At 69.1% G+C, this 12586-nt stretch carries 12 protein-coding genes; all 12 read right to left on the bottom strand.

What is annotated here, in order from left to right; translation table 11 throughout:
• Nucleotides 1-19: 19 nt before the first annotated feature.
• The 12 genes from Bsp3421_RS30855 to Bsp3421_RS30800 all read right to left on the bottom strand — a co-directional run bounded on the left by Bsp3421_RS30855 (nt 20) and on the right by Bsp3421_RS30800 (nt 12584).
• Nucleotides 20-832: a MinD/ParA family ATP-binding protein gene (locus Bsp3421_RS30855; RefSeq protein ID WP_274000579.1), complete on the bottom strand. Its 813-nt coding sequence runs from the start codon at nt 830-832 to the stop codon at nt 20-22.
• A complete protein-coding gene (flhF, locus tag Bsp3421_RS30850) occupies nt 825-2522 on the bottom strand; it encodes a flagellar biosynthesis protein FlhF (RefSeq protein WP_274000577.1) in 1698 nt (565 codons plus the stop codon). The genes Bsp3421_RS30855 and flhF overlap by 8 nt, the downstream gene beginning before the upstream one ends.
• Nucleotides 2519-4621, bottom strand: a complete 2103-nt coding sequence (flhA, locus tag Bsp3421_RS30845) for a flagellar biosynthesis protein FlhA (RefSeq protein WP_274000576.1) — start codon at nt 4619-4621, stop codon at nt 2519-2521. The genes flhF and flhA overlap by 4 nt, the downstream gene beginning before the upstream one ends.
• Nucleotides 4618-5826 carry a flagellar biosynthesis protein FlhB gene (flhB, locus tag Bsp3421_RS30840; protein WP_274000575.1) on the bottom strand — a complete coding sequence of 403 codons (1209 nt, stop codon included), beginning with the start codon at nt 5824-5826 and terminating at the stop codon, nt 4618-4620. The genes flhA and flhB overlap by 4 nt, the downstream gene beginning before the upstream one ends.
• 210 nt (nt 5827-6036) lie before the next feature.
• Nucleotides 6037-6537, bottom strand: a complete 501-nt coding sequence (locus Bsp3421_RS30835; protein ID WP_274000573.1) for a VOC family protein — start codon at nt 6535-6537, stop codon at nt 6037-6039.
• A gap of 138 nt (nt 6538-6675) precedes the next feature.
• Nucleotides 6676-7935, bottom strand: coding sequence for a DUF3443 family protein (locus Bsp3421_RS30830; protein WP_274000572.1), 1260 nt, complete (start codon nt 7933-7935; stop codon nt 6676-6678).
• Between the two features lie 16 nt (nt 7936-7951).
• Nucleotides 7952-8473: a DUF2844 domain-containing protein gene (locus tag Bsp3421_RS30825; protein ID WP_274000571.1), complete on the bottom strand. Its 522-nt coding sequence runs from the start codon at nt 8471-8473 to the stop codon at nt 7952-7954.
• Nucleotides 8474-8646: 173 nt separating this feature from the next.
• Complete coding sequence (cheZ, locus tag Bsp3421_RS30820) at nt 8647-9381, bottom strand: protein phosphatase CheZ (RefSeq protein WP_274000570.1); 735 nt, start codon at nt 9379-9381, stop codon at nt 8647-8649.
• Between the two features lies 1 nt (nt 9382).
• Complete coding sequence (cheY, locus tag Bsp3421_RS30815) at nt 9383-9778, bottom strand: chemotaxis response regulator CheY (protein ID WP_252981936.1); 396 nt, start codon at nt 9776-9778, stop codon at nt 9383-9385.
• Between the two features lie 69 nt (nt 9779-9847).
• Nucleotides 9848-10948: a protein-glutamate methylesterase/protein-glutamine glutaminase gene (locus tag Bsp3421_RS30810; RefSeq protein WP_274000569.1), complete on the bottom strand. Its 1101-nt coding sequence runs from the start codon at nt 10946-10948 to the stop codon at nt 9848-9850.
• Nucleotides 10945-11640 (bottom strand): chemoreceptor glutamine deamidase CheD, encoded by a 696-nt coding sequence (gene cheD, locus Bsp3421_RS30805; protein WP_274000568.1) that lies wholly within the window; start codon nt 11638-11640, stop codon nt 10945-10947. The genes Bsp3421_RS30810 and cheD overlap by 4 nt, the downstream gene beginning before the upstream one ends.
• Nucleotides 11637-12584, bottom strand: a complete 948-nt coding sequence (locus Bsp3421_RS30800) for a CheR family methyltransferase (protein WP_274000567.1) — start codon at nt 12582-12584, stop codon at nt 11637-11639. Before Bsp3421_RS30800 ends, cheD begins: the two co-directional genes overlap by 4 nt.
• Nucleotides 12585-12586 lie beyond the last annotated feature (2 nt).

Raw genomic sequence — 12586 nt, 5'->3', positions numbered from 1 at the left:
CCTCTCTTGCCTGTGACATTCATGCGGCCTGCGCCGCACCCCGCTCAAACGCCGGATTGCCCGCCCGGACCCGACCCGCGCCCGGCCCCGGACGCAATGGCCAATACAGCAGATCGGACGCGATCTGCCGGTAATCGCGCGCGGCCGCCGCGGTCGGGAACGCGTCCACCACCGTGCGCTCCAGCTCGCGCGCATGCTCGACGAGCGGATCGACCCCCACGCAGCCCGCCTCCGACAGCGACACCGCCAGATAACGCCCGGCGACGCCCGCGAGGTTGTCGTACGCGGCCTTCGCGTCCGCGCGGCTTTGCACGTGATTCATCAGCACGCGGAACTGCGCGACCGCATGCGCGTAATGAAGCCGCTTCATGCACGCGTACGCCTCGGTGATCGACTGCGCGGCCACCCGCATCACCACCAGCACGTCGTGCGCGTCGCGCGCGAGCGGCGAGAACGCGCCGTGCGCGTCGAGCTGCGCATCGACCAGCACGATGTCCGCCGCGTTGTCGAGCCACTCCGCGGGATCGTGCTCGGCGTAGCCGGCGCGGGCGAGCCGCGCGGCGCCGAGCACCGAGAAGCCCAGCTCGTGGCGCACCGGCTCGCCTTCGCGCAGCCACGCGCCGCACAGCGTCGCCGCCACCGAATGAACGTCGGCGCGCTCGTCGACCACGAGCACGTCCTTGCCGAGCGCCGCGAGCGCGGCCGCCAGATTCACCACCGTCGAGGTGCAGCCGACCCCCGCCGGGCCGCCCGTCACCGCGACGACGCGCGACGAGCGGCCGGCGAGCAGACGCCGCAAGCCTTCAGCCTGATCGGTCATGCGTTTATCCAAATCGCACCTCATGGAGCTCGGCGCTCGAGCGGGCGGTCAGCGCGGCCAGCAGCGACGGCATGTCTTCGTCTTGCGGCACGAAGGGCGAGCCGTCGCGCGGTACGCAGAACGCGCTCTTCAGCAGGAATTTACGGGTGGCGACGTACAGGTTCTCCGGCACCTTCTGGCCGGTCGATGCGTAGTGGACCGGCAGCTTGTAGCGGATCACCGTGTCCAGCACGCCGCCGAGATGGGTGGCTTCGTCCAGCTTGGTCAGGATGCAGCCCGCGAGGTCGGGCTGGCCCGCCGCGCTGCGGTAGGCCTGCACGACTTCGTTGAGGGTGTCGCCGTGGCTCGTCGCGTTCAGCAGCAGCAGGCGCTGCACCGGCGTGTCCGCGCCGTGCAGCATCGCGATCTGGTCGGATACCGTGCGATCGCGCTGGCTCATGCCGATCGTGTCGATCAGCACGATGTGCTTGTTGCGCAGTTCGGTCAGCGCGAGCTGCAGGTCGCCGCCGTCCTTCACCGCATGCACCGGCACGCCGAGGATCTTGCCGAAGATGCGCAGTTGCTCGTGGCCGCCGATCCGGTAGCTGTCGGTCGTCAGCAGCGCGACCTTGCTCGCGCCGAAGCGCATCACGCAGCGCGCCGCCAGCTTCGCGGTGGTGGTGGTCTTGCCGACGCCCGTCGGTCCCATCAGCGCGAACACGCCGCCGCGCTCCATCAGCGCATCCTCGCTTTCCAGCACCGGCAGGTTCGCGGCCAGCACCGAGCGCGCCCATTCGGACGCCGCGTCGAAGCTGTCCGACTCGTCGCCGTCCGGCAGGTTGTCGACGATCATGCGCACCAGCTGCGCGGAAAAACCCGCCGCGAACAGATGCTTGGTCAGCGCGCCGTGCACCGGGTTGCGGCGCTGGCGATCGTTCCACATCAGGCCCGCGAACTGCTCTTCCATCATGCCGCGCAGCGAGCTCAGCTCGTGCATCACGGTGTCGTTGACGATGCGCTCGATACGCGCCTTCACGGCGTCGGCCACCGCCGCGGCCGCCGCATCGGACAGGCGCTCGGCGTTCTGGCGCGGCGCGTCGTCGGCGCGCCGCGCGGGCGTCGCCTCGGCCGCCGCACGGCGCGCGACGTTCTGCACCAGGTCACGCGCCCACTCGGGCGGATTGGCCGGCGCGCCGGCGTCGGCGTCGGCGGCGGCGGCAGCGGCAGCCGGCGCGGACGCCGCGGCGGAGGCGCGCGGCCGCGCGACCAGTTCGTCGCGCTGCCGGGTCAGGCGCTTCGCGTGCTCGACGAGCCACGGCGCGGGCTCCGACGGCGCGGCGGGCGCGGCAGCGGCCGGCGCGGCCTCGACGCTCGCGCCGAACACCGACGAAAACACATCCGGCAGGCCGCCGTTCGCATACGGATTGGCGCCCGTCCGCGGCAAGCCGGCGGCGCCGGGTGGCTCGGCCGGCGCGGCGAAGCCCGGCAGGGAGGCGGCCGGCGCGGCAAGGGCCGACCCGGCCGCGGCCCGCGCGGCAGCGGCCCGCACGGCAGCGGCCGGCGGCGCAATCGCGGCAAGCTCGGCGTCCGCGAGCGCGACGATCTCGACCGTGCCGTCGTCGAGCGTCCGGTTCGACAGCACGACGGCATCGGGGCCCAGCGCCTCGCGCACGAGTCGCAGCGCGTCGCGGCTCGTAGGGCCGGTGAATTTGCGGATGTTCAAGCGTTACTCCCGATGACGTTGACGACTTTGATCGTGCGGGTATCCGGCACTTCGGCGTAGGACAGCACTTTCAGTTGCGGCAGGCTGCGGCGCAGGAAGCGCGCGAGCATCGCGCGCAGCGCGTGCTGCACGAGCAGCACGGGCGGCAGCCCCATGTTTTGCTGGCGCAGCATCGCTTCCTGCGTGCCGACCAGCAGCGTGTGCGCGAGCCCCGGTTCGAGGCCCGGGTTCGCGCCCGTGGCGAGCGCCTGCGACAGCACCCGCTCCAGATTCGAATCGAGTCCCATCACCTGCATTTCGCCGGCGCCCGGGAACCATTGCTGGGTGATCGCGCGGCCGAGCGCGAGGCGCACCGCGGCGGTCAGGTCGTACGCGTCGGTCAGGCGGCCCGCCTGCTCCGACACCGCCTCGATGATGGTGCGCATGTCGCGGATCGGCACGCCTTCGTCGAGCAGGTTCTGCAGCACCTTCTGCAGCGTCGTGATCGAGATCGTCTTCGGCACGAGGTCCTCGACGAGCGAGGGCGCATCCTTGCCGGTGCGCTCGATCAGCGCCTGCACTTCCTGGCGGCCGAGCAGCTCCGCCGCGTGCTGCACGACCAGATGGTTGAGGTGGGTCGCGACCACGGTGCTCGCGTCGACCACCGTATAGCCGTAGACCTGGGCCTGTTCGCGCAGCGTGGTGTCGATCCACACGGCGGGCAGCCCGAACGCGGGATCCTGGGTCGGCGCGCCCGGCAGCGCGGCCGTCACCTGGCCCGGATTGATCGCGAGCCACTGGCCCGGATAAGCCTCGCCGAACCCGACCTCGACGCCCTTCAGCGCGATCCGATAGCCGTTCGGCCGCAGTTCGAGGTTGTCGCGGATATGGATCACGGGCGGCAGGAAGCCGATTTCCTGCGCGAACTTCTTGCGGATGCTCTTGATCCGCTTGAGCAGCTCGCCGTCGCTGTTCTTGTCGACGAGCGGGATCAGCCGGTAGCCGACTTCGAGGCCGAGCGTGTCGATCAGCGTCACGTCCTCCCAGGTCGCCTCGTGGCTGTCCGCCGGCAGCGCGGCGGGCGGGGCGATATCGGTGACGATGCCGGCCGCCTTCTTCGCCTCTTCGCGCTTGGTCATGGTGCGCGACAGCCAGATCGACCCGCTGCCGAGCAGCAGGAACGCGAAGTGCGGCATGTTCGGAATCAGGCCGATCATCACGATGATGACGCCGGTGATCATCAGCACGCGCGGGTTCGTGAACAGCTGGCCGGTGATCTGCGTGCCGATGTCCTCGTCGGTCGCGACGCGCGACACGATCACGCCCGCCGCCGTGGAGATCACGAGCGACGGGATCTGCGCGACGAGGCCGTCGCCGATCGTGAGCAGCGTGTAGTTGGTGCCGGCCGCCGCGAACGTCATGTCGTGCTGGACCATCCCGACGATCAGCCCGCCGATCACGTTGATCGCCATGATGATCAGGCCCGCGATCGCGTCGCCGCGCACGAACTTCGACGCGCCGTCCATCGAGCCGTAGAACTCGGCTTCCTGCGCGACCGCCGTACGGCGCTTGCGCGCCTGTTCCTCATTGATGAGGCCGGCGTTCAGGTCGGCGTCGATCGCCATCTGCTTGCCGGGCATCGCATCGAGCGTGAAGCGCGCCGACACTTCGGCGATCCGCCCCGCGCCCTTCGTGATCACCATGAAGTTGATGATCATCAGGATCACGAACACCACGATCCCGACCGCGAAGTTGCCGCCGACCAGGAAGTGACCGAACGCCTCGATCACCTGCCCGGCCGCGTCCGGGCCGGTGTGGCCTTCGAGCAGCACGACGCGGGTCGAGGCGACGTTCAGCGACAGGCGCAGCAGCGTCGAGAACAGCAGCACGCTCGGGAACGCCGCGAAATCGAGCGGCTTCATCGTGTACATGCTGACGAGCAGCACCATCACGGACAGCGCGATGTTGAACGTGAACAGCAGATCCAGCAGCAGCGGCGGCAGCGGCAGGATCATCATGCCGAGGATCATGCAGATCAGGATCGGGCCGGCGAGCGCGCGCAGGTTCGCGCTGTCGAACATCTGCGCGCGTTTTCCGAGGAGTCCGGCGGGCATGTTCATGCGGCGCTCCCGTCACGGCCGGCCGCGCCCAGCGCGTCCGCGGCTTCCTCGCGCGCCTCGTCGTCGGCGACCGTCGCGCCCTTGTCCAGCTCGGCGGGCACCGGCAGGTCGACCGGCGTTTCCGGCCAGTCCCCGCCTTCCGCGCGGAACCGGCGCAGCTGGTACACCCATGCGAGCACTTCCGCGACGGCCGAGTACAGCGGCCCCGGAATCTCGCGTTCAAGATCGACGTTGTGATACAGCGCACGCGCGAGCGGCGGCGCTTCGAGCAACGGCACGCGGTGCTCGACCGCCAGCTCGCGGATCCGCGCCGCGACGAGGTTCACGCCCTTCGCGACGACCTTCGGCGCGCGCATCTCGCCGTCGGTGTACTTGAGCGCGACCGCGAAATGGGTCGGGTTGGTGACGACCACGTCGGCGGTCGGCACGTTGGTCATCATGCGGCGCCGCGCGAGCGCGCGCTGCTGCGCGCGAATCCGGCCCTTCACATGCGGATCGCCTTCGTTCTCGCGATGCTCGCGCTTCACTTCTTCCTTGGTCATGCGCAACTTCTTGTTGTACTGCCAGAGTTGGTACGGCACGTCGATCCCCGCGACCACCAGCATGCCCGCCACCGTGTAGCCGCAGCACACCGCGATCAGGTGCAGCGCGTCGATCAGCGCGGCGTCGAGCGGCTGGATCGCGAGACCGAGCAGTTCTTCCTTGCTGCGCCAGATCGCCACGCCGCCGATTCCGCCGACGACGATCGTCTTCGCGAGCGACATGCCGAGCTGGATCGGGCCCTGGATCGAGAACATCCGGCCGAGCCCGGAGATCGGGTTCAGCCGGTCGAATTTCAGTTGGAGGCTCTTCGACGACACCAGCCAGCCGCCGAGCGCCATCGGCGCGAGCAGCGCCGCGAGGCCCGTCAGCGCCAGCACGGGCGCGATCGCGTAGAGCCCTTCGAGGCTCGCGACCCCGGCGCTCGACAGCATCCGGTGCGTATCGAACGCGCTCGCGCGGTCGAACGTGAACGCGCCGCGCAGCATCGTCTGCAGGTGCGCGCCGCTCGGGGCGGCCAGCAGCCACGCGCCGTAGAACCCCGCCGCGAGCAGAGCGAACGAAGCCAGCTCGCGCGAACGCGCGACCTGCCCCTCCTCGCGCGCCTTTTCGCGGCGCCTGGGAGTGGCGGCTTCGGTCTTCTCGAGATCGCTCTCCTCTGCCACGGAGCCTCCGGTGGGACGCGGCGGGATGCCGCTTTGCCAGTGACATCGATTATTCATTCAGCCGTCAACCGGCGATCGGTCGAGGAAAGCGGGGAAAGGGGGGTAATTCCGGGAATCGGACCTGTCCGGGGGGCGGACGAAGGTGGGGGGCCAGCGACGCGACGGCGCGAAGCGGCCCGGGCGGGCCGCCGCGCCGAAGCGGGCGTCGGCTCAGCCCGCCGCCGCCTGCAGCAAAGGCTTGATCTCGATCTTCTTCATGGTCAGCAGCGCCTGCATCACGCGCGCGCCGCGCGCGTGATCCGGATCGTCAAGCCAGGCCGACAGCCCGGCCGGCACGATCTGCCACGACACGCCGAAGCGATCCTTGAGCCAGCCGCACTGCTGCGCGGCGGGATCGCCGCCCGCGGACAGCGCTCGCCAGAAGTGATCGATCTCCGCCTGGTCGTCGCAATTGACCATGAACGACACCGCCGGCGTGAACCGGAACACCGGGCCGCCGTTGATCGCGGCAAATGCCTGCCCGTCCAGTTCGAACGCAACCGTCATCACGCTGCCCTCGGGCTGGCCGCTCGCGCGCGCCGCGTCCTTGCCGTAGCGGACGACGCGCGTGATGCGCGCATTGTCGAACACCGATACGTACTGGTTCGCCGCCGTCTCCGCGCCGTGGTCGAACCACAGGAATGGGGTGATGCGCTGGATCCGCTCGCTCATCGCGTACCTCCTCGTTCGTCATGCGACCGCCACCCGGCGGCCACTTGTCGAGCATAGGCGCTGCACCGCAACGCAAGCCGCCAATAAAAAAGGGCGCGATTTCTCGCGCCCTGTTGCGTGGCTGCGCCGCCTGCCGCGCTAGAAGCCGACGTAAGGCGCCGCGCCGCCGCTGGCGGTCAGATCCATGCCGAAGTACAGCGCGCGGCCGTAGAAATACGGCATGCCGAAGTCGAGCGTCGACGCGTTGCCGAACGGGCCGGCCAGGTTCACGAGCGCATAGCCGCCCGTGTTGAACAGCGCGTTCGCGTTCGCGGCGGTCACGGACAGCGAGGCCTGCTCGTTGGCGCCGAGCCCGGTGACGGTCGCGGCCAGCGTGGTCGTGCTCGACGGGCAGTAGAACGCGTTGTTGCCGCTGCACAGCGGCAACGTCGGGTTCGACGTCACGCCGAAGAAGTACGCGTTCGACCCGGTGTCGAAGAACACCTGGCTCATCGCGGCGCCGTTGAAGGTGCCGGTCATGTCGCCCGCGGTATCGGTGTGGAGCACGGTCGTCGGCGGGCTGCCGATGCCGAAGGTCAGCGTGCCGCTCGCCGCGCCGCCCGACGGCGTGCCCATCGACACGATCACGCCGTTGTTGTTGCTCGGGAAGTTCGGCACCGGATTCGCGACCTGCTGCGTGAGGCTCGCCGTCGTGACCTGGCACGTGCTGCCCGTGCACGCGTAGTAGTTGCTGTAGGTGCTCGAGGTCGCGCAGTTCACGCCGCAATCGTAGGGCGCGGGCCCGATGCCCAGGATGCCGTTCGCGCCGAGCGCCTGTGCGGTGTTCCCCGAGCTGAGGCGGCCGTTGTTGGTGCACGAGCTGGGCACGTTCGAGGTGCCGAGGTCGCCGATCAGCTGGATCGGCAGCGAGCTGGCGACCTGCCCGCCGATCTGCACGTTGGCGGTGCGCACCGAGCCCCAGGTGTAGCTGGACACGAACTTGCCGCACTCGGCGAGCTGGCCGCCGCTGTTCGCGTTGCTCGTGGGCAGGCTGCCGCTGACGCCCGAAATCGCCGACGCGACGATCCGCACCCCGTAGGAGGCGGTGTCGACCAGCACGTTCGGGACCACCTGACAGACCGTCGACGAACCGGGCGCGCAGATCGTCAGGCTGACGGTCGGCATGTTGACGACGTTCGCGAGGCCCGAATTGACCGAGATCGTGACCTGATTCGAGCCGTTGCCGCTGCTCGAACCGTTGCCGCCGCCGACCTGGGTGTTGCCGCTGCCGGTGCCGGTGTTCATCGACACGGTGGGATTGTTGCCGTCGCCGCCGCCGCAGGCCGCGACGACGAGCGCGGTGGCGGCCGCGAGGCCGAGCGCGAGGAGCCGGCGGCTCAGGGTGTGATGAAAGCGCAAGATCGATCTCCCCTCGTCACTGGATGTCGTTGCCGGTGAAGCCCGCGGGCAACGCCTGCGGCAGCCACGCCTGCCCGGAGAACGCGCCCATGTGGCCGCCCGTGTGCACGACGAGGTTGTCGGCGTCGACCGCCACCGGCGCACGCACGCCGTGCACCAGCTGGGTCACCCGGGCGCCGTCGACGAGTTGCGGAAAATAGGGGCCGAGCAAATCGCTCAGGTCCGGGACGACCGGGCCGCGCCATGAGAGCGCGAACACCGTGCCGTCGCCCGCCAGGTATTCGCGAACCACCGTGCCCGAACCGAGCGTGGTCTCGCGCACCGTGTAATTGGCGCCGGGCGCCGCCGCGGCGACGCCCGAGGCGCGCAGGCTCGCCTGCGCCGAGCGTTGCAGGAGCCGCACCTTGGCGGCGTTGTCCGCCGCCGGCGGCGTCATGGGCGCGCCGCCGAGCGCGGCGCAGGCCGGGCCGGCGCTCGCGGCGCCCAGCATGCCGGCCGCCGCGAGCGCGGCGATCCGGCCAGTTCGAATCGATTTCACCGCATCCCCCTTCCACAATCAGACTGCGTTCCAGCAACCGCGCGCGGCGCCCCGGTACAACTCGGTGAAAGCCAATAGAAAGCGACGGCCGGCAAACGTGCATCGTAGTATGCCTGCCGCGGGTGTCAAAAAAACAATTTACCCCGATCGAATCTGTTTCAATCCGTGACGGATCAGAAGCCGAGGCTCGCGAGCAGGTCGTCGACCTGCGCCTGATCCTTGACCACGTCCGTCTTGCCCTCGGGGTTGATCTGCGGGCCGTTCAGCAGCGATTCGGGGCTGCCGGTGCTGCTCATCACCTGTTCGGCGGCGAGCGCCGCGGCCGTGGCCGCGAACTGCTCGCGCCGCTCCGGCGCGATATTCTCGATCAGCACGCCGAGCAGCTGCTGTTCGATCAGGTAGACCATGTCCATGATCTTCTTGATCACCTGCCCGGTCAGATCCTGGAAATCCTGCGCGAGCATGATCTCCAGCAGCTGCTCGTTGGTCGCGCGGGTCGCGACCGGCAGCGCGCGCAGGAACGCGCGGGTGTCGTTCATCAGCTCGCGGACTTCCGCGCGCTCGATCGGCGTCTCGTACCACTTGGCCCAGCGCGCATCAAGCGCGTCGGCCTCGGTCTGGAGACGCTCCTGCACCGGCTTGGCGATCTCGATCGCGGTCAGCACCCGTTCCGCCGCCTGCTCCGTCATCGCGACCACGTAACGCAGCCGGTCACGCGCGTCCGGCACCACCTCCGCCGCCTTCTCGACGTGCTTGTCGAGCCCCAGCTCGCGCATCGAATCGCGCAGCGTCCGGGTCAGCACGCCGATGCGGGCAAGGATCCGGTCGCTCGCCAGATCGGCGGCGTCGGCATGGCTGTCTGCGGCGAAGTCGGTCTCCGCGAGCGCTGCGTTGATCGGCTCGTTCACATCAGCTCCCGGCCTTCGCCATTTTTTCGAGGATCTTGTTCAGCTTCTCGTCGAGGGTCGCCGCCGTGAACGGTTTCACCACGTAGCCGCTCGCACCCGCCTGCGCGGCCGCGATGATGTTTTCCTTCTTCGACTCCGCGGTCACCATCAGCACCGGCAGGTGGGTGAGCGCCGCGTCCGCGCGGATTTCCTTCAGCATCGCCAGGCCGTCGAGGTTCGGCATGTTCCAGTCGGAGATCACGAAGTCATAGGTGCCGCCGCGCAGCCGGGCGAGGCCGGCGAGCCCGTCCTCTGCCTCGTCGACGTTCGAATAGCCCAGTTCCTTCAACAGGTTGCGGACGATCCGTCGCATCGTCGGAAAATCGTCCACCACCAGAATCTTCATGCTCTTGTCCATCTCTGTTCCTTTGCAAATTCGTATCGGGGTTGCGCGTGGGCCAGGCCCGCCCGCACCGCATGTGATTGTTTACACGCGTTGTACCCGGTCGCCCATCGACGCGAGTCGCGCCATGATACGGCGGCTCATGTCGGCGAGGGGCGCAATGTCGTCGGCGCCGCCGAGCGCGATCGCCTCGCGCGGCATGCCGAACACGACGCAGCTCGCTTCGTCCTGCGCGAACGTATAGGCGCCCGAGCGCTTCATTTCCAGCAGGCCGGCCGCGCCGTCGCGGCCCATCCCCGTCAGGATCACGCCGACCGCGTTCTTGCCCGCGTGCAGCGCCGCCGACCGGAACAATACATCGACCGAAGGCCGATGCCGGTTCACGGGCGGTTCATCCGACAGATGCGCAATGTAATTCGCGCCGCTGCGCGCAAGCAACAGGTGCGCGTGGCCCGGCGCGATATACGCGTGGCCCGGCAGCACCCGTTCGCCGTGTTCCGCTTCCTTGACCGAGATCCGGCACAGGCCGTTCAGGCGCTGCGCGAACGACTTCGTGAAGCCGGGCGGCATGTGTTGCGCGATCAGCACGGCCGGCGCATCGGGCGGCAGCGGCACCAGCACCTCGCGGATCGCCTCGGTCCCGCCCGTCGACGCGCCGACGATGATCAGCTTCTCGGTACTGACGAGCGGATTGTTCAGCAGCGGCGCCGCCGGCGCGGCCGCGTGGCCGTGCGCGGAGGCCGCGGCCGCATGAGGCTGCGGTGCCTGGCGCACGCGCGCGCGCGACGCCGCGCGGATCTTGTCGGCCAGCTTTTCCGAATAATCGAGCATGCCGTCGCGGATCCCCACGCGCGGCTTGGTGACGAAATCGACCGCGCCGAGCTCCAGCGCGCGCAGCGTGATTTCCGAGCCGCGCTCGGTCAGCGACGACACCATCACCACCGGCATCGGCCGCAGGCGCATCAGCTTCTCGAGGAAATCGAGGCCGTCCATGCGGGGCATTTCGACGTCGAGCGTCAGCACGTCGGGATTGTGCTGCTTGATCAGCTCGCGCGCGACCAGCGGGTCGGGCGCGGTCGCGCAGACCTCCATGTCGGGCTGGCCGTTGATGATCTCGGTCATCAGGCTGCGAATCAGTGCCGAATCGTCGACGCACAATACTTTGATCTTTTGCACTGCGGTCATGCCTCCTGCTTTTTCGTTACGTTCTGAAGGGGCGCCCGGGTGCCGAACAGCTCGATGCGCGGCTTTGCCGCGGGCCTGCCCGCCGGGGCGAACAGCTCGACGTTCGCGCGCGCGCGCGCGGCCCGCGCCTCGGCCGCCGAACGGGCCAGCGCGGCCTCGCGCTCGGTCACGCCCGGCACCTGCAGCCGGAGCTTCTTCACCATGGCCTGGCCGGTGTGCGGCATGAACGCGACCTTGCGCGGATGGACGCCCTGCAGGTCCTCCGCGGTGATGCGGATCCGTTCGAGCGCGAGATAGCGGCGCACGAAATCGGCGTTGCGATCGCCGATGTTGATGGTGGTCATGCCGGCCAGCACCGCCGCGCCGCCGAACACCTTCGCCTCGAAACGCTCGCGGCGGCCGCCCGCCTTGATCATCTCGTTGATCAGCACTTCCATCGCGTACGCGCCGTAGCGCATCGACTCGGAAGCGGCCGCCGCGGCGTCCGCGCCGTCGTCGGGCAGCATGAAGTGATTCATGCCGCCGAGCCCCGCGAATGGATCGTGCAGGCAGGCCGCGACGCACGAGCCGAGCACCGTCACGAGCACCATGTCGTCGTGCGTCGTGTAGACCTCGTTCGGCAGCAGCTTCACACCCTGGCGGTGAAAGTGATTGTCGAAATAGAGATTGGTCGCGATCGGCAGGCCGCTCATTTCCCATCCTCCCGCGCCGCCGCCGTAGCCGGGCGCGTGCGTGGCCGCGACGCCGTACCGCCCGCGTCGCGCGCCAGTTCGTAGACCGTCTGCCCGCGCAGACGGAACGCCTGGGTCACATAGGTGAAATTCTCGGAATGGCCCGCGAACAACAGGCCGCCCGGCTTCACGAGCGGCTCGAAGCGCGACAGCACCTGCCCCTGGGTCGGCTTGTCGAAGTAGATCATCACGTTGCGGCAGAAGATCGCGTCGAACGGCTTGGCGATGCCGTAGTCGGCATCGGTCAGGTTCAGCTGCTCGAAGCGGATCATCGCGCGCAGCTCGGGCCGCACCTTCACGCGTCCGGCCTGCGCGCCCGTGCCCTTCAGGAAGAAGCGCTTGAGGCGCTCCGGGCTCAGGTGCTTGACCTGGTCGAAGGTGTAGATGCCCGACTCCGCCTTCGCGAGCACCTGGGTGTCGAGATCGGTCGCGAACACGGTCGCCGAGCGCGCGGCGGAATCGCCGAGCGCCTCGATCAGCGTGATCGCGATCGAGTACGGCTCCTCGCCCGTCGACGCGGCCGAGCACCAGACCGACACGGGCGCCTCGCGGCGCTTCACGAACTCGGCTAGGAGCGGGAAGTGATGGGCCTCGCGGAAGAACGCGGTCAGGTTGGTGGTGAGCGCATTGGTGAACGCCTCCCATTCGACCGGGTCATCCTCCTGCTCGAGCAGGTCGAGGTAGTGCCGGAAACTGTCGAGACCGCGGGCGCGCAAGCGGCGCGCGAGACGGCTGTACGCCATGTCGCGCTTGTGCTCGGACAACGAGATGCCGGCCCGCTGGTGGATCAGCGCGCGGATGCGCGAGAAATCAGCGGTCGTGAAATCGAAGTCGCGCCCGGCGTCGCCGCCCCGCGTTTGCGGGTCGGGAGCATCGACACGGGTAGAGGCGCGCGCGGAGAACATGG

The sequence above is a fragment of the Burkholderia sp. FERM BP-3421 genome (assembly GCF_028657905.1).
In the GTDB taxonomy this organism is placed as follows: Bacteria; Pseudomonadota; Gammaproteobacteria; order Burkholderiales; family Burkholderiaceae; genus Burkholderia.
Note: the sequence above shows the minus strand (reverse complement) of the source record. Positions and strands in the feature narration are given on the sequence as shown.